Genomic DNA, 20,623 nt, shown 5'->3' on the forward strand with positions numbered 1-20,623 from the left:
AAAAAAAGGCAACCTAATGGTTGCCTAATGACCTATTCCTAGGTCAAGGGGACTGCGCTAGAAGCCCCAGGGAGATGATGAACATGAAAAAGACATTCACTGTTCAATACATTTGAGGGGCCTTGTACGGTTAAAGTTCCATAAAAAATTAAAATAAATCTAAATTTTTATAAATTGCAAGATTTCAAATAGATAGTGATTAAATTATTTTAGCAAAGCAGCAATTTTACTTTCTAATGCTTCGGGTTTGGTCGTTGATGCAAATCTTTCGATTGCTTCGCCTTGGCGATTAACTAAAAATTTAGTGAAATTCCATTTAATACCTTGAGTGCCTAATACGCCGGGAGCGGCTTTCTTAAGGTATTGATAAAGTGGATGCGTATGTTCGCCATTCACTTCTATTTTAGAAAATAGCGGAAACGTCACGCCAAAATTCAATTCACAAAAGGCTTGAATGCCTTGTTCATCGGCTTTTTCTTGGGCGCCAAATTGATTGCAAGGAAAGCCTAAAATCACTAATCCTTGATCTTTGTATTTTTGATATAGCGCTTCTAATCCTTTGTATTGCGGTGTAAATCCACATTCACTGGCGGTGTTGACGATTAAGAGTACTTTGCCCCGATACTGCTCTAAGCTTACCGCGTTGCCTTGAATGTCTGTTGCTGATTGGCTGTATATATTCGTAGTCATGTTCACCTCCGTAGGATCTTAGCCAAACAGCATAAACCTTAAAATAATTTTCAGCAATATAATTGCGCGCAATTTATTTTGTGGGTTTGCTAATTTACTTAATTATCAATATAGTTACAGCAATTTTGTGGCTAAAGAAAAGGGCATCTGTGTGATAGAAAATGACGCAGAATACGAAACAAACATGCAAGCGGATGTGGGGCAAGTAGTTCAACAACTCACTGAAGTTGAAGGCGAAGAACAGGCTGAAGTGTTTAGTGAAATTCTGAATGACTCAGAACCTGGAACCATAGCCTTAGCGCTTGAGTCCTTGCCCTTGGATGAGCGTTATGAGCGTTGGCAGCAAGTTGAATTTGCTGACAGAGTGACTGTGCTGAGCCTGATGCGTGCCGATCCTCGCATGGGGATCCTGAAGCGGATGCCTGATAATGAAGTGGATCTGTTATTTGCGCAATTAAGCCCTGAAGATTTAATTGAGTGGAGTGATTATCTTCCTGAAAGTTTTACCGATCGTGCCTTGGCTCAGATGGGGGAGCGTCAGCGACAACGATTCGAACTTTATGATCAATATTCTGAGAATGAAATCGGCCGTTATACCGATCATCAAATGTTGGTGCTCAGTGATAAGGCGACAGTTGCTCAAGCGCAGCGCTTCTTTCGCCGTATAGAGCTCGATTGTAACGACAATTTGTTTATCGTTGATGATCTGGATAAGTATCAAGGTACTGTTCGTCGTTATGATATTTTTAAACATAATCCCGATGAATTATTGATTTCACTTTTGTCTGAGGACTGCCGTGCGTTATCCGCCGATACGAGTCTTTTAGAAGCGGCCGAAGCGATAGAGCACAGCCGCGAAATTGAATTGCCTGTGATTGATGAGTCCGGAGAGTTAATCGGCCGCGTGACGCTACGAACCGCAACGGCATTAGTGCGTGAGCATTATGAGGCGCAGTTGATGGCAACAGCGGGTATGGATGAATCCGACGACTTGTTCGCCCCGATTATGAAAGGTGCTCAGCGCCGTGCTGTATGGCTTGGGATCAATTTACTGACGGCTTTCCTTGCCTCAGCGACTATTGGTTTATTTGAAAATGTCCTATCGCAAGTGGTTGCATTAGCTGTGTTGATGCCGATTGTCGCTTCTATGGGCGGTATCGCGGGGAGCCAATCTCTAACGCTAATGATCCGCGGTATGGCCATGGGACAGATTTCGGCGGGTAACTTGTTTTCGCTAATGAAAAACGAACTCGGCATTGGCATAGTTAACGGATTTTTGTGGGCGATAGTGATAGGTTTAGTCTCTGGCTGGTGGTTCGGTGAAGCGACGATAGGTATAGTGATTGGCTGTGCGATATTGATTAATATGGCCGTTGCCGCTATTGCTGGGGTGATAGTGCCTATGGTGTTGCAGAAGTTTAATCAAGATGCGGCGTTATCGGGTTCAGTGATCTTAACGACAGTGACCGATGTGGTGGGTTTCTTTACTTTCTTAGGTATGGCGACGTTGTTATATCTGTAGCGTGGGTTCTTGGGTGAGTTTGGAAGATGAATGCACGGCAATTTGGTGTGCATTCACCGTATGTTGGGAACATTAACGGTTTAATCTGGATATGAATAACATTCAGTTTGTTATAGGTAAAAAGCCGGAAGAATTAGCGCTGGCGGCACAATTAATTGATGGGCGTGATGATAATGCTCATCCGTTGGATCATCAGGTCTTTTTCCATTCCCGTGCGGTGATCTTAGCGAAAACTATCGAGGGTGAGATAGTCGGTTGCGCCGCGATAAAAGCTGGTAAAGGCACTGTCGATAAAGGCACTGTCGGTGAACTGGGTTATCTGGTGGTGTCGCCCCATTATCGACGTCAAGGCATAGCACAAGGGTTAACTCATAAACGGATTGAGGTGGCAAAGGCCCTAGGAATGTCGATTTTGTATGCGACTATTCGCGCCGAGAACACGTCGAGTCAAGCTAATTTATTGAAGGCAGGTTTTCAGTTTTGGCGTAATTATTTGAGTATCCGTGGCACGGGAAATACTGTGGGTTGGTATTACTTAGCTTTAAGCGTTAATGTCGATGCTGAAGCGATAATGCAGTCTTTAGTTGGCGATCGTACTCCAGCGTTCTAATTGTGTTGTAAGTGAAAATACTTAGATCTTAATGTGTTTTCATCTTGTTTTACATTTGTATATTCCTCGCAAATAATCCCTCTTTATACGCAAATAGGCTGATTTTCTTTATTTATTCGGTATGATCCGCGGCTATTACCCACAGTCATTATTGAGGTGTTTTTTTATGGCTAAGTTCAGAGTAGCAAGTGTCTTATTATTGAGTGCAGCAGCGCTGCAAGTGAATGCGTCAGAATTTAATCTTGGGTTGAACAACGATGTGGTTTCAACTGAGTTAGAACTGCAATTGAACAAAGATACTAACGCGGTTTTGGGTTATATCTATGCGGATGAAGGCGGCCATATCGCTCAAGGTGCAATGCATATGACCCATGATGCGGGTGTGCATCACTTTGAGGTCGGTGCTCAGTTAAGCCAGCTTTGGTCTGACTATTCACCCAATGGCAGTGCCGTTTCTGTTGGTGGTCGTTATGCACTATCAATGGGACCCAATATTTCACTGCACGCCGCGGCTTACTATGCACCGTCTGTATTGTCATTTGGCAATGTTGATGGTCATTATGAACTAGACTCAAAAGTGCAATACCGTATAACGCCAAACATGGCACTTTATGTTGGTTACCGCAAGATTGCCTTCGAATACGATGATGCCCGCAATTTTACTTTCGAAGATGGTGTGTATATTGGCGGTAAATTCCGTTTCTAAGCACAAGGCATATTGATTTAGCTGTATTGCGATCGAGATGTCGAATTAAAGAGCCGGCGAGGTTAACTTCGCCGGCTTTTCCATTTCGCCTTTAGCTCACTGTAGCTTGGTAATATGGATGAGAAAATGACCAATCCAATCCCGATTAAAATCACTAGGCTGAGTTCTTCATCGAGTATCCACCAGCCTAACAAGGCTGCAAAAATCAATCCTGTATATTCTACTGGTGCCATTTGGCTCGCATCGGCACGTCGATAGGCATGGATGATGAGATAGGTCATGGCAATGTAAAATAGTCCCAAAGTCAGCCCCACTTGCGCCACTGGTAAACTAAATTCGGCGCCTTCGTACAAGGTCGCAGGTATCAGAAATATCATCGCAAAGGCATTAGACCAAAAGAGCATGGAAAAAGGATGTTCATGGGTCGAATAGGCCTTTAAAATCAAACTATTCAATGCTGATGTCATGGCACCGAAAAAGGCTAAACCTATATACAGGTTAAATTCTGTTGGTTGGCTGATAAGCAAAATGCCGCTAAAGCCGATAAGACCAGCGACCGTGCGTCGATAACCAATACGTTCATTTAAAAAAATGGCCGATAGTACTAGCAGTAACAAGGGTGAGGTATAAATCACTGCTGTTACTGTTGCGAGCGGAAGATGCAGAATAGCAAGCATAAAAATGGCGTTGCCCAGTCCAATCAATAGCGCGCGGGCGATATGCACTTTGTAAAAAGGACTGAGTTTAAGATTACCCTGTAAGTGCCACACAAAAGGCAGTACAAGCAGAGTGGCAAATAATTGCCTGTAGAGCACCAGTTGAAAAACAGGCACATTGGTTTCAAGCAACTTAACCAATACGTTACCGCTGGCAATCAGTAGTTGTGCGGCTAAAATCATCAATAGAGGCTGCATAGGATCCCAGCAAAAATAAGTCAGTATTAAGGTGTATCTTGAATTTCATGCCGCAGTTTGGACTTTGAGACTAAAATAGCATCATAAGGCATGGTATATCCGACTAATTTAGCTTAACTGATTGTAAAAAACTAAATGTAGCCATAAAGTTAACCTACAAATCCAACTATCGACTAAGATTGACAGCATTAGCATTTTCTTCATAGCTGTAAAAATGATCTATGGCCCTTTAACTAAATAAGCCGATGAACAAACTTAAAAAAACTCTATTTGGGTGTTTTTTACTTTTCTTGTGGACATTAAGTCCCTCTGTATTAAGCGCTGAAATTGCGTTGGACTCCCCGTATTTGTTCCATGCTAAAGCGGATCAACAGCCTCCTGAGCGGTTTGAAACCGTGCCTCATTGGATGGGACAACTCGACGAAGCTAGTTCGGTCAGCTTAACCGGTGGCGATTATTGGATGATTACACCTGTGATGGTCAATCAACGTCAATCAAACTGGGTAGTGGATGCAAGTAATTCGATTATTGAATCCGTAGATTATTGGATACTCGGCAGTGACGGCAGCGTACAACATGCCCACAGTGGCTACAGTGCTCCATACCAGTTTTTATTCGATTATGGCCGTAAGGTCACCTTGAATATGGGCACGGATTATTGGCTGGTTGTGAAGCTGAGCAGCCGTTATTACTCCTCTCCCCCTGAGATAGCATTGCAAAGTGTGGCGGATCATCAGTTGATGTCTGACCGTCTCGCAATGGCAGTGCTGCTGTGTTTAGGCGGATTATTGTTTATCGCTTTATATAATATTTTGATTTATATCTCTATTCTTGATAAAGCCTTTCTCTACTATGGCCTTTACGTATTTGCTTATTTTGGTGGCTGGGCACTGACTTTCCATTTGCCCGCACACTTATTTAATTTCCATTACCTTGAGTTGCATCATCTGTTTTTCATCAGTTTGCCCATTTTTAATATCATGTTTTACAAGCACTTCCTGCAGTTGCCTAGTTACTCACCGCGGCTGTGGCGTCTTAGTCAGTATTTAATGTTTGCCTGTATTGTGGCTCTGCCGACCAGTATTTTGCTGTTGTCCTATACGGCAATTATTGCCTCTGTACTGATCATGCTATGGATTGCTTTAGCAATTACCTGCGGTAATGTGTGCTTGATGAAAGGCTTTGCTCCTGCACGTTATTTTATTCTTGCTTTTACCTGCTTGCTGTTGCCTGCGGTGATTATTTTACCCGGAAATATGGGGCTCACTCCTGATTTCATTGAACATGCAGAGCTTGCGACTCTGATGGGCGGTACGGCTGATGCGTTATTACTGTCCTTAGCGTTAGCGAATAAGCTGAAATTACTTGCTGAGGAACGTAAGGCGCATATTGAAGAGTTAGCGATTGCATGGGAAAAGGCTCGTTTAGATGGATTAACGCGAGTCGGTAATCGTTATGCCTTTGACGAATATATGAACTCACAATTAGGATTTGCCGATAAAGTCGTGCAACCGATGGCGTTAGCACTATTGAATATCGATAGTCTGAAAAGTGTCAATGAAACACTCGGCCATCAAGAAGGCGATAGATTATTGCTGTTGATAGTGCAGTTATTGCAAGCAACAGACTTAGCGCACATGAAGGTTTATCGTATTAGTGGTGACGAGTTTGTGATTGTGACGCCTTCTGCTGGTATCCAGTTATTACAGAGTGCTTTGAGTGGCTTAGGTGAAGAATTAGCAAGCCATGGTTTTAAAGATTGCCAGTGTAGTTTTGGGATGTCGTTAAACACTGAGGTCGCAGATCCCCATGAGTGGTTGCGTTCCGCTGACACTCACTTATATCAATCGCGTATGGATAAGCGTCGTCAAGAGTATGCAGATACTCGCGGTGTCGATGTGAGGCTACATTTAAGCTAGTTATTGAAAAATTTAAAATAATCGTTTTATACCAATCACATTAAATAGCTAATCAGTTCAGAGCCTCACAGGTATTTCAATCCAAGGCGCATTGACGCAGAAATGGTTATTCCCTTTTAAGTCAATGCAACACGGGAGTGGGATGCCTGTGTGGCTCCCGAAGGGCGGCTGATGTTTACTACATGGCAACGCCCTTTATACTGCGTTTAAGGCTTTCGACAGAGCACCACTATGCCTTCAAGCCTTCGCCTTGTCTAAAGCGCGTTGAACTCCCGCTGAATGAACAGATATTTAATACGATTGGTATTATTAGAACATTAGAAAACATAAACGGCGCAGAATTTATCTGCGCCGTTTATGTTTTTATCTTAGATTTATTAGCTTCATCTTGCTTGGACTGAGCAGTGTCCAAGTTTGCGACTTAGCTAGATTTAAGGACGAGCTTAGAAGTCTTTTTCGCCCTTAATCACCGCAGGATGACCCGATATCGCTTTTGAAGTGTGCATTCCTGCCATCGTCGCCGCTTCGACGCAGCCCGCATTAAGGCCTGTCTTTATCCAATCGCCCGTTATATACAGGTTATCTATCCCTGTGCCATCTGTCGTGATGCGATACTGCGAGCTGTCTTTTACCGATAAGACATAACGCTCGGATGGGTCTACATTTGCGCGCCAATATTGGCTATCGAAGCGGGCAACACCTTGACGGTCTTGTTCATCGTGTAACCATTCCCAAGGGAAGCTATCACCGACATTTTGCCAAAGTTTATGGATTTCGGTATTGAGTTGATGGATAGCACCCGCTTTTGCTTCTAAGGTTTTCCGTTGTTGGAAATCTACATCCGAGCTTGGTGGATAGGCCTCGACAGGCAATGCCGAGCAAAAGTAACTGGCATTTTTAGGTTCTAAGCCGCGCCAATCTTCTTTGTCTAGTAGTTGGTTCATCGATGCCCAAGTATCGAAGGGTTCGGTGAAGCCCGATAATACGGGTTCCTCTCCATCTTCAGAGTAATTAGGCCAGCCTATCCCATTCAGATCTTGGTTCATCCACAGTTGATAGGCTTGAGTGGCGACAGTTTGCACCTTATCAACGCAAAGCTTGAGGGCTGGGCTTTGTGCCATGACTTCACTCGCCACATGGGGCACAGAACCTATGGATAGACCGAAGATCACTTTGTCGAAATCTACGCCTTTGACTAAACGCTTTTTCGGCAGGGCTTTGCCAAAGTGAGTTTCATACACGCTGTCCCAATCGCTCCAGAAGTGTTCAAGATTGATATTATGGGCTTTAAGCAGTGCCGCTTGTTCAGGCTCAAGTTGCTCATAATTGGGCGTACTTGGCCAGCAAGCGAGACCTTTAACATCGACCAAAGGATCATAGTTTGTGACAGTCGGCGCCAGAGCTACTTGCTCAGTGATCTCAATCGCTTGAATACTTTGATTACGGCATTCGAGATTATCAACTCGATTGAAGTAGTGGAAATTGACTCCGCGGCGTTTGAGCACTTCGTAAAAAGGTGTAAACACAACATCACCCATTCCCGCCTGCATTTTCCACATCACGCCACCTTGATAGCACAGGGCAATACGCAGCATAGCGCGGATAATTGTGCCCGCTTCGACATTGGGTTTGTCGAAGTTCCCTTTCTCATAGGCAAACACTAAGTCGTAAAAACCACGCACTGGCGCACTGTCGACAGTGTACTTAAGGCTTGCACCGTGTTTGGTTAACCATTCGCGATAATCATAGCCATTGATGGCATCAAAGCCTTTTTCAAATACATCGTCGGCAAACATGCCCTTGAGGATCGTGAGGCCCAGATCGGCGGCTATATATAAGTGGCGCAGTTCGTCATTATTATCTAAATGTCCGCTAAAACGTTTCACGAGTCTTTGATGCAGGGCATCGACAGCTGATTCTACAAAACCATCGTCACTTTCACTGTGTACATGCTCATCGCACTCGCGGCCAATCATTTGATTAAAATGGCATTCAAGCTTATCACCGAGCGCGTCGAGTGATTCTTTGGCATCTTCGACCGAATCCTCTAACTTATCTTTTAAGCGTTCAAACCAGCTGCTATCGAGCCAGTTTTTAGGTGTTCCCATGGCATTTTCATCTGCATCGAGCAGGTCATCCATGTCTTTGAGCCATTCTTTGATCCACGCAAAGGCGACTTTAACGACTTTCCAGAAGGTGAGGGTTTCGGTGCCATCACCTGGGATGCCTGGTAGCATTGGGAAAGTGATTGGCCAACTCACAGAACGGCCATCAACTTCTTCCTGTAAGACGATGAAGTTATGGGGTTTAAAGGCATCAAAAAAAGTCGCAAGCGGCGCGTTTGCTGGCCTATCCAATTCCTCATACGCTTTACGCATTAGGGCAAACGCGTTTTGATAGAAACCAAACCAGATGTGTAAACCATGTTCTTCAATGCGTTGTCCCATAGCGGCATTGCGGCCACTAGCCCCTTTACCACCGATACGCCAGCCGAGTTGATAGACATCAATCTCATATTGATTCTGCCAGCCGGGTTTATCGGTTAGATAACAGGCTGCTGTCATTGCCGCGACACCGCCACCGAGAATGGCTATTTTCTGTTTTTTGATTTCGGAGTTATCGACTAATACCTCGCCGGGCGGCACTTCAAAATCGAAGTTCACATGGTAAGGGAGTAAAACGTGCTGCTCACCAATCTCGACCCCGAGCGTATCTTTTAACGGGAAGCTGGCATTATCAAAAATGGTCGCGACAAAATCATTTTTTAGCAGGGCAACACTGTGCACTTTATTCACTTGGGCTGGCGCGGCAACGATGGCTTGATAAATGGCTTTTTGCCCTGACGAGTCGGGGAACTGTTTTAGAAATACTTGATCGATAGCGGGTTTAAATAACAGATGAAATAGCTGTTCTTCGCCAAGCTGGTCAAGTTCTGGAATAAAATCGGTTTGTTCTTTAAAGAGTTGCCAAGTTTGAGCTATCGCTTCAAGGGGTGAAAGCTGTGCCTCGGGTTTGGCATCGCAATTCACTTCAATTAATGGATGCAGGGCAAGTTCGGTTTCGGGTGAGAAATGTAAAAAACTTTTGGTCTCAAGGGATAATCGCGTCAGAGGCTCGCCAACCGCTGGCATAGTGTATTCACATAAATACTTAGGATAACCAAAGAGTTCTCTGCCATTAATTAAGGCCATGGCATCGTTCACCCAAATGTGTAGTGGCTGAAAATACACTTGGCTGATTTGTTTACTGTCGCTGCTATCTTGGCGCCCGACCATGACCCAAGTGATGATGTCCGTTTCTTGGATCCAGCCCTTAGCTCTGTCCTCTGGATAAGCGGAATAGGCTTTTTCAATTTGAGTGAAGGTTGTCAGTACGTAGGGAGACAGCACTTTAAAATACATTGCGCTGCCGGCAACTTGATTTAAGGTTTTATCGATAGAGCGTTGCAGATTTTCCTGTTTCCCCTTAAGAAAAAAACCGTACATATCGGCTTTATTTAGCACTAAGGGCGAGTGCATCAACATACTGCCTTGGGGATAAATAAAGTCGGGGCGCTGTTTTTCCATGGCGTTCATCCTTAAATTTCAGTGTAAGTCCAATGATTTGGGAGTTATAGCCCAAAAAGCATAGGGCAAATAAGCAATTAAGCCCATTGATTTTACACTGGAGTGATTAAGTATTTGAGAGGGGATAAGGGGGTTGAGTAGCAAGTTGGATATTATCCAACTTGCTCAGATTTGGCAGGTTTAGCACAGAACGAATTTGTAAAACAAACCCGTGAGAGCAAGGGTACTTAGATTTAGTTACTTCGATTTATTTTGGTAGAAATCCACCTCTGTATTATCGTCCGAGTAACGTCGCTTAGTATCTCTGCGGCGCTGTTTCACGCGTTTATTCTTTTGCTTACCTTTGACGTTATCGCCCCATGGCGCATCATCGTCGTCAAATTCATAGGAGTGTGACATGGTCAAAATTCCAAAAATACCTGTGCCATTCGCAGCACCCGATCTTTTTACCCAAAGGAGAGATGAAGCTAAAGCGAAATATTTCATCACTGATGGTGAAAAGTTTTGTCCAAAGGCTATATCTTGCCACTGAAATGGCCGTATCTGAGATTTCAATGGGGAATATGTGGATTATCATTATGATAATTAAAGGATAAGTGTAATTATCATCGGAAATTATATTATATGATTGAAACTGGCGCCCAGAATGAAAGGCGCCAAGTTTTGATACAAAATAATGAGTTAGTGTTACTTGACGCGCAGCATACGCGCGACAAACATACCATCACTATTCGCTTCAAAGGGCCATACGGTCAACATTTCTGTTTGTTCACCCGTAAAAGGATGGCGTATTGGCGTGAGCGTGAACTCTGGATGTTGCTGTAAAAACGCTGTCACCACGTCTTGGTTCTCGAGCGGCGACAAGGAACATGTGGCGTAAACGAGGATGCCGCCCGCTTTAACTGCACGGCTACTACGGCTTAAAATATCGAGCTGTAACGTGGCTTTATCGGTGACGGCTTCAATACCATCCAACCAACGCATATCGGGGTTACGTCGCCAAGTGCCAGTGCAACTGCACGGGGCATCGACTAACACACCGTCGAAATGATCCGCAGATACCGGCAGAGCATCGCTCTTCCACCGGGCCACGCTAATGCCGTTAAAGTGGGCTCTTTGGGCACGTTTAGTCAGTTCTTCTAGGGCATTGGAGCGAATATCCGACGATATAATGCTGCCCGTAGAGGGTGTTTTATTATCAGCAGCCTTGGCCAACATCAAAGACCGCAGCTGCAGGGTTTTTCCGCCAGCACCACTGCAGGTATCCCACCAATGGTCATCGGGTTCTGGCGCGCAAATTTGCCCTATGACCTGTGAAGCCAAATCTTGGATCTCAATATTACCGTCTTTATACAGGGCTATTTCATTAAGATTCATACTCTTGCTGCCAAGGTTAATGGCATCGTTAAAGTAATGACCATAACTAGCATCGATACCTATCGCTTGCAGGTGCGTCGCCGCATCTTGGCTCGTGATCCCTTGCGCGCGTCCCCAAATCGGCGGGCGACTGGACATAGCTGCAATTAATTGCGTTTGCTGAGCAGCATCAACAGGGCACACTTGCCAGAACCAGTCGGGTAATAAATCCTGTGATTTAAGCTTAGCCGCGGGAAATAAATGCTGCATTAGCGTGAGTTTGTCGTCGAGACTGTCAACGGCAAGTGCTTGAGCCTGTTGATAATCGATAGGCGACTGCGATAACTCATGCCAAGCAGTGGCGATATCTTGCCAAGCATGGGCTTCCAATAACGCACTGGCACTTAGGCTGGCAAAATAAGTCGCTGATTCTTGTTGATCGCCTAATCGCTGAAACCAACCCCACCAGCGAAATAGACTAAACAAAGATTCACGGATGACTTTACGATCCTTCGAGCCGTGTTTTTTATGTTCTCTAAAGTAGTTGGCCAGAATACGGTCGGCGGGCATTTTACTGCTTTGAATTTCATCGAATAATTGCTTAATTGTACTGGCGTAACTGAGTGCACGTTTTTGCGCTGGAGTGCTCGCCTCTGCATCTAACGCTGACGATGTGTTTGAGTTGGATGCTTTACCGGAAGAGAAGCTGCTTGGATTACCCATAAATTTAGCCTAGATCATGCTTCTGTGACTGCGCCTTATGTAAGAGGTGTAGCGAACAGAGGGGAAAAATAAGTGGCGCAGAGTGTAGCAGTTTTGCCCGATAACAGGCAGAAAAAAAGCCCCAAAGTAGTATCAACTTGCAGGGCTTTTTGTGGTTGGGTCACTGAGACTCATAGTGCATTCAGTACCAAAGGGTTATTTGCAGGCTATCGCTCAATTACCGCTTGGAAGGTGATTATTTCGTCACCATCTTTTGGATTTGCTTAGCCCGTTCTTCATCACTCATTTCCACCGGTGGTGGCGTGACTATGCCTTTTTGGCACGCGGGTCTGAGTGCTAATTCATCTAACCAACGTTGCAAATGTGTCAGACCTTCCATATTGATGCCGCTCCACTCGTGGATCCGCACCCAAGGCCAAGTTGCGATGTCGGCAATCGTGTATTCGTCACCAGCAAGGTATTGATTTGTAGCTAGTTGAGTATTCATAACCTCGAATAAACGTCGACCTTCTTTTTGATAACGTTCTATTGCTGCAGGGATTTTTTCAGGGAAGTACCTAAAGAATACGTTGGCTTGTCCCATCATGGGGCCGACGCCGCTCATTTGGAACATTAACCATTGGATTACCTGTGAGCGCTTTTTAGGATCGGCTGGCAGGAATTTACCTGTTTTTTCGGCGAGATACAGCAGAATCGCACCTGATTCGAATACCACAAAATCCTCGTTATCGCGGTCGATAATGGCGGGAATGCGACCATTGGGATTGATGGCAATAAACTCGGGCTGTTTTTGCTCACTGGTGCTGAAATCTAATTTATGGACGCGATATTCAAGTCCCATTTCTTCCAGTGCGATGGAAATTTTAAAACCGTTAGGGGTCGCGGCTGTGTATAAATCTATCATGATGATTCCTTAAGGTTATAACGCTTATAGCTACTCACTTTAGTGCCCATGAATATTCATCATCAGGCATTAGCGCCGCTATTTTTTAGGGGTTAACGATACTATGGCAGGACGCTGCGCCATAGTGTTGAACCAAGCCTTGAGATGCGGCAAGTTATCAGTCACCTCGATGTCTAAATTTTTAATAAAACTGATAAAAACGTAAGCCGAAATATCGGCAATACTGAATGCATCGCCTGCCACAAAGGCTGACTTGCTCAATTGTTGGTCTAAGCTTGGTAGGAAGTCAATGACCCTTTGGCGTGATTCTGCGCCCCAAGACTCGACACAATTTTCCCTGTCTTTATAGACACCGCTTAAATTACGAAAGGCTTGAAACCCAACCATTAATCCTTGTAACTCTATGATACGTTGCCACATTTCTACTTTAGCGCGCTCAAGTGGAGTATTGCCAAACAGCGAGTGAACACTTGGGTGGATTTCTTCTAAATAGCGGCAAATGGCAACGGATTCACACAGGTAGCTGCCATCATCGAGTTCGAGCAGTGGAATGCGGCCATTTACACTTTTGGCTTTAAACTCGGCGCTTAAATTTTCCCTTCCACGGATATCGACGTTCACTCTTGGTACTTCTATGCCTTTTTCCGCAAGAAAAATACTGACGCGGCGTGCGCTGGGAGTCGGAGCTAATTCGTAGAGTTTCATCTAAAGTCCTGTAGTTTTTATCAGTGCTTTATGCTCGATTCGGGCACATAAGGCTTTTTCTGAACGTTCGGTTAGGTTAGAATTTACGCTATATCTAAACGAACAGTCAAGAATGATTTACCCCTCAACTTTCTGTAGTAAAGAGGAATGGTGAAGCTGATCGTGAACGCGTATTCAAGAGATTAGGTCGCAGGCTATGGCACGGAGTTGTAATTTTGATCGGCAAGAAAAACTCATATTGGCGATGGAGCTTTTTTGGCAAAAGGGCTTTGCCGAAACCTCGATTTCCGATCTCGTCGGCCATTTAGGCATTAATCGATTTAGTCTCTATAACAGTTTCGGCGACAAGCAGAATCTTTACCGCGAGTGCCTCCGTTTTTACCTTGATCATTACTCTTTTGGCGCTTCAGATACTTTGCTGCATGAAAAAGCGGGCTTGGCTGAAATAGAAGCTTATTTAGCGCGCTTTGTTGCTTTGCAGCGGGAGCAAAAGTACGGCTGTTTTATGCAAAATGCCGTGCTCGAAAAGAGCCTTAACGATGAAAGTGTGCTGCAGGAATGTCAGCGATTATTTTGTCGATTACAGACCTCATTCACCCAAGTGTTACAAGTTTGCCAAGCGCGTGGAGAGCTATTAGCCCATGTGCAACCACATCAAGTTGCTGCTTTTTTAGTGCTTCAATTACAAGGGATTAGAGTGTTAGGCAAGGCGGGCGAATATGAGTTGTTAGACAATGCGTTTGTTGTATTGCAAGACTATTTACGTAGTTTGAGTGCTAATCAGACGGCATAACTGCAAATGACATAGTTTGATTGGCCTAGGTTTTTGCCTAGGCCATGTTTTTAGAAATCTATTTTTTAAAAGTCTATTTCTAAAAGTCCAAGTCCAGCGCAAAACACAGATAGGCCATCAGTTGAGTACAGTGTGCAAATTGCTCGGCACAAAAACTGGCAGCATCTGGGCGGCAGAGTTCCTCAAAGGCGATATTTTTAACTGCGATAAAATCTTTTCGTTTTAGCTCTATCAGCATAGGGTGGTTTTTATCAAATCCCTTTGGTGGTCGAGTTAAGCTATCGCCATCCATATTAAATCCATGACTTTGTAAGGTTTGTAGCGCCTTTTTATAGCCGTTGGGATTCTCATCGATACAAGTGCGAATGGCATTTAAGGCTTTCGATTCTGGGTGCCAAATCCCTGCGGCAATAAAACAGCCATCTTCGGCAATATGTAGATACAGTCCCGGGGCATGTACGTCTTTACCTTGAAAATGCCGAAATTGAATGCCGACATTGGTTTTATAGGGCGTTTTATCTTTGCTAAAACGGCTGTCTCGCTGGGGACGCATCAAGCTGCCGCCGACTTTTTTTGGTACGACAGTGAGCCTAGGCGAGAGGGCGAGGATACTGGGCTGCATTTGCTCGATAAACTGCAGTGCAGGCGTTCGCACTGTTTCTTCGTATTCCGCCTGATGGGCTTTAAACCAGTCGCGGGAGTTGTTTTGTGCCAGTTGATTTAAAAATTGCAGGCTCGCAGCGCTGAACGTTACACCAGTCGCGATGGGGATTTTAGTTGTTAGAGTGGCCATTATCAGGGAACCTTATTAATGCAGATAAACCGAGCACAAGCAGTATTAATGTCGATTGAGGAGCAAGGTGAGTTGCTGACATATCCTCCCGTATCGCCCGCTCGTTCTTACTCACGATAGTTAAAACACGATAGTTAAGACTGCCAAATAGGGTGCCAATACTGCCATCCTTCGGCAAGATCTTCACTTAAATTTTTTGCATTGTGCCGCTTCTACCTTGTTTTCAATAAGTCGGTTATTTACACGTAAAGCTAAGTGAGAACTATTCTTATCTTGTTCGTTAGTGCCTATAATGCCGCCCTATTTTTAGATTGGTTTGTTAATAGGATTACGTTGAATGGGTTGCCTGCCTAAGTGTGATAAGTGGAAAGCGAATAGAAATCTGTCGCTTATGGGATTATGTATATTGCCCTCAATGCCGTTGTACGCCGCTGAGGTATTGGGCGAGCCTAAGGTTGAGCCGATTGAGATCCTGCAGGTTCATGGGCAGCAATATCGCAGGGCCATCACAGTCGCTAAACCCGGTGAAGCGATTATTTCCATGGAACAAATCGAGGAGATGCAGGCGACAACTTTCGCCGAAGTGATCGATGATATGGCGGGGGCGCATATCGATGGCGGTACCCGCAGCGGCGGTGAGCGGATTAATATTTGGGGCTTTGGCGAGACTGAAGATTTTAACGTTTATGTGGATAATGCTCCGGTGGGATTTGAGCAGTATCGCTACGGATCATTTTTCCTCGATCCTGACCTCATCAAACGAGTGGAAGTGATCAAAGGCGCCCATGACGTGCGCTCGGGCAATGGCGGTTTTGGTGGTGCCATGTATGTGGTCACTAAATCGGCTGATGATTTTCTTAAATATGATCAATCCCTTGGCGCGCGAGTCAAAACCAGCTACGCCAGCAATAATGACGCTATGGGTTATACGGGGACAGTTTATGGCCGCGTGAATTCACATCTATCTGGCTTGCTGCATCTTACGCGTCGCGATGCGGGGGATGTCACTTTAGCCAATGGTGAAGAGTTTGAATATTCAGGTTATGAGCAAAATAACTACCTAGGTAAGATGGATTACGCACAGGGCGATCACCAATTAGCCTTGAGCGTGACCCATTATCTTGATGAGGGCCGCAAACCTTGGGCTAACCGCCGTGGCCCTATGCCTGCAATTTCGGACTACAACATCAAAAAGTACGGTTCCTACGAGCAGGCGCTGTATGCCACAACTGCCTACAACACCTATGAAGACAACACTTGGTCGGCAAATTATCGCTATTCGCCGAGTAATCCACTGATCGATACCCAAGTGGTGATTTCCCATTCGGCGAATGCACGCCACTGGGTAAGACCCGATATCGCGTGGGAGAAAATGACGGTTTCCGTAGGCAACTTTGGTCACGAATCTTGGCTAGACTATAAACGTGACTACATTGATATTAACAATTTGAGCTTGATTGGCGATCACGAGATCACCACAGGATTACAGTACCGTAGTCTCGACCGCACTTCGCTCGTGTTTAACAAAAGTTATGAAACAAATCCCGAGAAAAACTTTGGCTGGTACACACCTTACTACCAACCTGAAGGCCGTCAAGATACCTATGCTGCCTATATTCGCGATGCAATTCATCTTACTAATGACTTAACTGTGACTCCCTCGCTGCGATATGACTTTATCTACAGCATAGGTCGACCAAATATTGCACCAGATTACAATGATATTGCTGCGGGCCATGATTATAGCTCAACCCATCATTCGGGGTTCTCACCAAGATTAGGCATAGATTATCAACTGACAAATCACGCTCGGTTAAACTTTGATTACGCTTATAGCTTGCAAGCCCCTGTGGTGGATGAGATTTATGCCGTGCAATACGCTAAAGCCAGCATTACCGGCACGAGTCGCGATATTGATGTCGAACGCTTACATGCCTTCAAATTAGGCCTAATGACGCAGCACCAGCATCTGCTTGCCAACGATGATGCGCTGACGACGCAGCTTACTCTGTTTGCCAACCTAGGCCGCGATGATATTGCCCAGCGCCGCGGAGCTAAGTCTGATAAAACCCAGCTAATTCAAAGTGGTTACACAAATCTTGATGGTTACCATATTTACGGCGCCGATTTTGAAGCCCAATATCGCTATCAAGATGTGTTCAGTGATCTTGCGGTTTCATGGCTGCAAGGACAGCACAATGGGTCACTCAGAGATAGCCAAGATGACGATGAATATTTAGCTAACATAGCCCCGCTCGATATTCGTCTGCGTTTAGGCATGTATATCACAGATGACATTTCTATCGCTTGGCAGGGCGCTTGGTATGATGCGCAAACCAATGTTCCCCACGGTGATATCTTTAATGCCGAGTCTCCAAGCGAGAATTATTTCCTACAGAATGTGTATCTCGTCTATGAACCTCAAGCCATCTTAAAGGGATTAAGTGTGCGTTTGATGGTAAAAAATCTTACGGATCTGCAAGTGGTGCCGTTTCTCTCCGATGGGATACCCGCCGCAGGGCGTGATGTTCGTTTGAGTTTAGCCTATGAATTTTAAAGACTAATCACCAAGGCTGTGTGGACTAGACATATATAGCTCATAAAAAATAGGGTTATATTGCTTAAGCCCCCTGCCGAAAAATGCCAGTTTATGGCATAATCCGCGTTTTACTAGGCATATAGAACAGAAAAATGACTGAAAATGAATTGCTAAGTCGCTGTGGCGGCAAGTGTGAACTGTGTGGCAGCGAGCTTGAACTCTCTATTTATGATCTGCCAGCCTCCGATGGCCGTGACAATGAGATCATGATTTGTGAAACCTGCAGTGGCCAAATTGCGGCACCGGATACCATGGACATGAACCACTGGCGTTGTCTGAATGACAGCATGTGGAGTCCTGTACCGGCAGTTCAAGTGATGTCATATCGTATGCTTAAGCGCTTAAATGGCGAAAGCTGGGCGCAAGATTTGCTGGATATGCTTTATCTTGAAGACGATTTAAAAGCGTGGGGTGATGCCGAAGTTGCCGCAGCAGGTGACGATGCTACGCCAACGTTAGACAGTAATGGTGCAGTGCTCAATGCTGGCGATACTGTGGTCATCATCAAAGACTTAAACGTGAAAGGCACTAGCTTTGTGGCTAAGCGTGGCACAGCTGTGCGTAACATTGCTTTGACCAACAACCCAGAGCATATCGAAGGCCGCGTTAACGGTACTCGTATTGTGATTCTGACGTGCTTCGTTAAAAAGTCTTAAGTTTCGCTTAGTGTGAGCGCGATTTATTTAGCTCAACACAATAAAAACCGCCATGATCGTTAGCCGACATGGCGGTTTTTTTATGTTGAGTTAGGTAGTTAAGATACACAGCGGGTGATTTGATATTGGCGTGCATAGCCCTGCGGATTAAATTGCCAAGATAATATCCACGCGATCACACTTAAGCCACCGAGTAATAACCAAGCACTGTTAAAGCTGTTGAAATTATCGCGAATTAATCCGGCAATCCAAGGCGAGATAGCCGCTATGGTATATCCCACACCCTGCACGAAGGCGGTTAATTTACCTGCTAACATGGGATTCTGTTGATGATCCATAGTGACAATCAGCCCGAGTGGAAAAATCCCGCCAATACCTAATCCTGCAAGTCCCGCCCATAAAAATAGCGATACTTGAGGGGCGAGTGCCAGTCCCATAAAGCCAATGAGTTGTAGCAAGCAGAGTAGGGCTATGATGGCGCGTCTGTCCGTCGACTTGCTGGCAAGCCAAGGAAACACTAAGCCCGCGATCACTTCCATGCTGGTTAAGAAACCTAACACTAATCCCGATTGAGTTTGGCTATAACCTAGCTCGACCGCGTAGGGGGCTAACCATGCAAGTACGCAGACATAACAACTTGTGCCTAATGCAAAAAATATCGCCAATAGCCAACTGCGACGAAAACGCCAAAAGTTAAGTTGCAAAGCTTGCTCTTTTGCTTGGCTCGGTAATGCGGCTTTATGTTTAATCAGGAGCCACAGCACGAGTGCGAATATGCCTAGCCAAGTCCAATGACCTAGACCCGCGCGCCAACCTAAGTTCATCCCGATAAAAGGTGCGCTACTCGCCGCTAATGCCGCGCCACCCATAATGGCGGTGACGTAAAGCCCCATCATTAAGGGCACCCGTTCACCGAAATTAAGCTTAATCATGGCGGGCATTATGGTTTGAATGAGGGCGATTGCGACCCCTGCCAGTAATGCCGAGCAGATAAGCCAATTGGCATCTATCGCCCAGAAGCGCATTGCAGTAGCGGCGATCAGCAGTAGCAATGATCCTGTCATTACGGTATTGAATCCTAAGCGTTTGGCGATACTAAAGCCTGCAAAACAACCCAGTCCCATGGCGAGCACGGGCAGCAATGTCAGCATAGATGCTAAGGTAAAACTTAAGCTGATATCCTTTTGTATGCTGGGTAGTAAAGGCCCAACGGAGGCGAGAATGGGCCGTAGATTTAGACCAATAAGGATGAACGCGAGTCCGAGCAGCAATAAATTCGCTTTCTCTGTCTGGGGGGATCGCATGGATTGTCTCCAAAAATAAGCTGAGTTTGATTTGCTGAAAAAGTGATTTGTAGCAGCATTTAGCATACTCATGATGATTTCCTTTCAACAACAGTAGGTTGAAACCACATCACTACAATTCAAAAAGAATCTCTTTCAGATGTATCTTGATATAAAGATATTTTAATTCTGCGAGAAAATGACTAAGATGTAAAGAGTGATGTAAAGAATCTTTATGTTGAGATAAACCTATGACAGCTAAAATGACGCTAACTAATGCCAGTCCTGCGGATACTAACGCGAGTTCTACGGATAAAAAGAAAGCGGCTTCGAATACTAAAGAAGATGGCCTCGATAGAATTGTTGAACAGTGGCAACAGCAAGGGGTGACTGAGGATTTGATCCCTATGGCTGTGCTCGGGCGAATCGCTCGTTTAACGAAATATATCGAAGTGGTACTGCTGCAATGCCACGCCGAATTTGGCTTAGGTCAGGGGGAGTTCGATGTGCTCGCGACGTTAAGGCGCTCGGGAGAGCCGTTCACACTCTCGCCTTCGCAACTTTATCAGAGCATGATGCTAAGTTCTGGCGCTATGACCAGTCGTTTAGACAGACTCGAAAATAAGGGGCTGATTGAGCGGGAGCACAGTAAGGAAGATCGCCGCGCCGTCCATGTTTCGTTAACTGCTGAGGGTAAGGCGCTCATTGATAAGGCATTACCGCAGCATATTCAATGTCAAAGTGCGTTGTTCGCGGGCGTGAGCGTTGAAGATAGGCCTGTATTACTGCAGATTTTAAAATCTTGGCTGAACCAATTTGAGCCGCAATAATTCGTTTAAAATCCCACTTTTGTCTTTAAAGTAGGCTGATATGCAATAGCGGAT

18 protein-coding genes are annotated in these 20,623 nt (G+C 45.1%); 9 read left to right on the top strand and 9 right to left on the bottom strand.

The features are described from left to right. Nucleotides 1–204: 204 nt before the first annotated feature. Nucleotides 205–690 (bottom strand): glutathione peroxidase, encoded by a 486-nt coding sequence (locus KO531_RS00920; protein ID WP_106651117.1) that lies wholly within the window; start codon nucleotides 688–690, stop codon nucleotides 205–207. Nucleotides 691–841: 151 nt separating this feature from the next. Here KO531_RS00920 and KO531_RS00925 point away from each other — a divergent pair, with 151 nt between their 5' ends. The 3 genes from KO531_RS00925 to KO531_RS00935 all read left to right on the top strand — a co-directional run bounded on the left by KO531_RS00925 (nucleotide 842) and on the right by KO531_RS00935 (nucleotide 3,528). Continuing rightward, entirely contained in the window at nucleotides 842–2,212 is a 1,371-nt protein-coding gene (locus KO531_RS00925; RefSeq protein WP_028760672.1) for a magnesium transporter, read from the top strand. A 91-nt stretch (nucleotides 2,213–2,303) separates the two neighbouring features. Continuing rightward, complete coding sequence (locus KO531_RS00930; RefSeq protein ID WP_219250143.1) at nucleotides 2,304–2,822, top strand: GNAT family N-acetyltransferase; 519 nt, start codon at nucleotides 2,304–2,306, stop codon at nucleotides 2,820–2,822. 166 nt (nucleotides 2,823–2,988) lie between these two features. Beyond that, nucleotides 2,989–3,528, top strand: a complete 540-nt coding sequence (locus KO531_RS00935; protein WP_028760670.1) for a YfaZ family outer membrane protein — start codon at nucleotides 2,989–2,991, stop codon at nucleotides 3,526–3,528. Between the two features lie 62 nt (nucleotides 3,529–3,590). Here the strand turns inward: KO531_RS00935 and KO531_RS00940 are convergent, their stop codons facing one another. After that, nucleotides 3,591–4,442 carry a DMT family transporter gene (locus KO531_RS00940; protein WP_219250144.1) on the bottom strand — a complete coding sequence of 284 codons (852 nt, stop codon included), beginning with the start codon at nucleotides 4,440–4,442 and terminating at the stop codon, nucleotides 3,591–3,593. 245 nt (nucleotides 4,443–4,687) lie between these two features. On the opposite strand from KO531_RS00940, the gene KO531_RS00945 reads away from it, so the two are divergent. Further along, entirely contained in the window at nucleotides 4,688–6,361 is a 1,674-nt protein-coding gene (locus tag KO531_RS00945) for a diguanylate cyclase (protein ID WP_219250145.1), read from the top strand. A gap of 182 nt (nucleotides 6,362–6,543) precedes the next feature. After that, a complete protein-coding gene (locus tag KO531_RS22360; RefSeq protein WP_251068800.1) occupies nucleotides 6,544–6,762 on the top strand; it encodes a hypothetical protein in 219 nt (72 codons plus the stop codon). Nucleotides 6,763–6,804: 42 nt separating this feature from the next. On the opposite strand, the gene KO531_RS00950 is transcribed toward KO531_RS22360, so the two are convergent. From KO531_RS00950 to KO531_RS00970, 5 genes are all read right to left on the bottom strand, one after another. After that, nucleotides 6,805–9,927 (bottom strand): NAD(P)-binding protein, encoded by a 3,123-nt coding sequence (locus KO531_RS00950; protein ID WP_219250146.1) that lies wholly within the window; start codon nucleotides 9,925–9,927, stop codon nucleotides 6,805–6,807. 237 nt (nucleotides 9,928–10,164) lie between these two features. Continuing rightward, nucleotides 10,165–10,326, bottom strand: a complete 162-nt coding sequence (locus KO531_RS00955; protein ID WP_006080915.1) for a hypothetical protein — start codon at nucleotides 10,324–10,326, stop codon at nucleotides 10,165–10,167. Between the two features lie 288 nt (nucleotides 10,327–10,614). Next, nucleotides 10,615–12,006 carry an RsmB/NOP family class I SAM-dependent RNA methyltransferase gene (locus KO531_RS00960; RefSeq protein WP_219250147.1) on the bottom strand — a complete coding sequence of 464 codons (1,392 nt, stop codon included), beginning with the start codon at nucleotides 12,004–12,006 and terminating at the stop codon, nucleotides 10,615–10,617. Nucleotides 12,007–12,241: 235 nt separating this feature from the next. After that, nucleotides 12,242–12,910 (bottom strand): glutathione binding-like protein, encoded by a 669-nt coding sequence (locus KO531_RS00965; RefSeq protein ID WP_173245951.1) that lies wholly within the window; start codon nucleotides 12,908–12,910, stop codon nucleotides 12,242–12,244. Nucleotides 12,911–12,988: 78 nt separating this feature from the next. Continuing rightward, entirely contained in the window at nucleotides 12,989–13,615 is a 627-nt protein-coding gene (locus KO531_RS00970) for a glutathione S-transferase (RefSeq protein WP_219250148.1), read from the bottom strand. 196 nt (nucleotides 13,616–13,811) lie between these two features. On the opposite strand from KO531_RS00970, the gene KO531_RS00975 reads away from it, so the two are divergent. Next, a complete protein-coding gene (locus KO531_RS00975; RefSeq protein ID WP_219234247.1) occupies nucleotides 13,812–14,408 on the top strand; it encodes a TetR/AcrR family transcriptional regulator in 597 nt (198 codons plus the stop codon). Between the two features lie 79 nt (nucleotides 14,409–14,487). On the opposite strand, the gene KO531_RS00980 is transcribed toward KO531_RS00975, so the two are convergent. Beyond that, nucleotides 14,488–15,201, bottom strand: coding sequence for a DUF2461 domain-containing protein (locus KO531_RS00980; protein ID WP_219250149.1), 714 nt, complete (start codon nucleotides 15,199–15,201; stop codon nucleotides 14,488–14,490). A 337-nt stretch (nucleotides 15,202–15,538) separates the two neighbouring features. On the opposite strand from KO531_RS00980, the gene KO531_RS00985 reads away from it, so the two are divergent. Both KO531_RS00985 and KO531_RS00990 read left to right on the top strand, forming a co-directional pair. After that, entirely contained in the window at nucleotides 15,539–17,758 is a 2,220-nt protein-coding gene (locus tag KO531_RS00985) for a TonB-dependent receptor (RefSeq protein ID WP_219250150.1), read from the top strand. Nucleotides 17,759–17,892: 134 nt separating this feature from the next. Beyond that, complete coding sequence (locus KO531_RS00990; protein ID WP_011790067.1) at nucleotides 17,893–18,456, top strand: alkylphosphonate utilization protein; 564 nt, start codon at nucleotides 17,893–17,895, stop codon at nucleotides 18,454–18,456. Between the two features lie 98 nt (nucleotides 18,457–18,554). Here KO531_RS00990 and KO531_RS00995 read toward each other — a convergent pair whose 3' ends face one another. Beyond that, complete coding sequence (locus KO531_RS00995) at nucleotides 18,555–19,760, bottom strand: MFS transporter (protein WP_173497080.1); 1,206 nt, start codon at nucleotides 19,758–19,760, stop codon at nucleotides 18,555–18,557. A 230-nt stretch (nucleotides 19,761–19,990) separates the two neighbouring features. Here KO531_RS00995 and KO531_RS01000 point away from each other — a divergent pair, with 230 nt between their 5' ends. Continuing rightward, nucleotides 19,991–20,569: a MarR family transcriptional regulator gene (locus KO531_RS01000; protein WP_212600316.1), complete on the top strand. Its 579-nt coding sequence runs from the start codon at nucleotides 19,991–19,993 to the stop codon at nucleotides 20,567–20,569. The last annotated feature ends 54 nt before the right edge of the window (nucleotides 20,570–20,623 follow it).

The sequence above is a fragment of the Shewanella sp. NKUCC06_TVS genome (assembly GCF_019345515.1).
Classification (GTDB): domain Bacteria; phylum Pseudomonadota; class Gammaproteobacteria; order Enterobacterales; family Shewanellaceae; genus Shewanella; species Shewanella oncorhynchi.

Bases quoted from the DNA above. Each gene is read 5' to 3' on its own strand.
- KO531_RS00920 (WP_106651117.1), bottom strand. From the start codon at position 690: ATGACTACGAATATATACAGCCAATCAGCAACAGACATTCAAGGCAAC.
- KO531_RS00930 (WP_219250143.1), top strand. From the start codon at position 2,304: ATGAATAACATTCAGTTTGTTATAGGTAAAAAGCCGGAAGAATTAGCG.
- KO531_RS00935 (WP_028760670.1), top strand. From the start codon at position 2,989: ATGGCTAAGTTCAGAGTAGCAAGTGTCTTATTATTGAGTGCAGCAGCG.
- KO531_RS00940 (WP_219250144.1), bottom strand. From the start codon at position 4,442: ATGCAGCCTCTATTGATGATTTTAGCCGCACAACTACTGATTGCCAGC.
- KO531_RS00945 (WP_219250145.1), top strand. From the start codon at position 4,688: ATGAACAAACTTAAAAAAACTCTATTTGGGTGTTTTTTACTTTTCTTG.
- KO531_RS22360 (WP_251068800.1), top strand. From the start codon at position 6,544: ATGGCAACGCCCTTTATACTGCGTTTAAGGCTTTCGACAGAGCACCAC.
- KO531_RS00950 (WP_219250146.1), bottom strand. From the start codon at position 9,927: ATGGAAAAACAGCGCCCCGACTTTATTTATCCCCAAGGCAGTATGTTG.
- KO531_RS00955 (WP_006080915.1), bottom strand. From the start codon at position 10,326: ATGTCACACTCCTATGAATTTGACGACGATGATGCGCCATGGGGCGAT.
- KO531_RS00960 (WP_219250147.1), bottom strand. From the start codon at position 12,006: ATGGGTAATCCAAGCAGCTTCTCTTCCGGTAAAGCATCCAACTCAAAC.
- KO531_RS00965 (WP_173245951.1), bottom strand. From the start codon at position 12,910: ATGATAGATTTATACACAGCCGCGACCCCTAACGGTTTTAAAATTTCC.
- KO531_RS00970 (WP_219250148.1), bottom strand. From the start codon at position 13,615: ATGAAACTCTACGAATTAGCTCCGACTCCCAGCGCACGCCGCGTCAGT.
- KO531_RS00975 (WP_219234247.1), top strand. From the start codon at position 13,812: ATGGCACGGAGTTGTAATTTTGATCGGCAAGAAAAACTCATATTGGCG.
- KO531_RS00980 (WP_219250149.1), bottom strand. From the start codon at position 15,201: ATGGCCACTCTAACAACTAAAATCCCCATCGCGACTGGTGTAACGTTC.
- KO531_RS00985 (WP_219250150.1), top strand. From the start codon at position 15,539: ATGGGTTGCCTGCCTAAGTGTGATAAGTGGAAAGCGAATAGAAATCTG.
- KO531_RS00990 (WP_011790067.1), top strand. From the start codon at position 17,893: ATGACTGAAAATGAATTGCTAAGTCGCTGTGGCGGCAAGTGTGAACTG.
- KO531_RS00995 (WP_173497080.1), bottom strand. From the start codon at position 19,760: ATGCGATCCCCCCAGACAGAGAAAGCGAATTTATTGCTGCTCGGACTC.
- KO531_RS01000 (WP_212600316.1), top strand. From the start codon at position 19,991: ATGACAGCTAAAATGACGCTAACTAATGCCAGTCCTGCGGATACTAAC.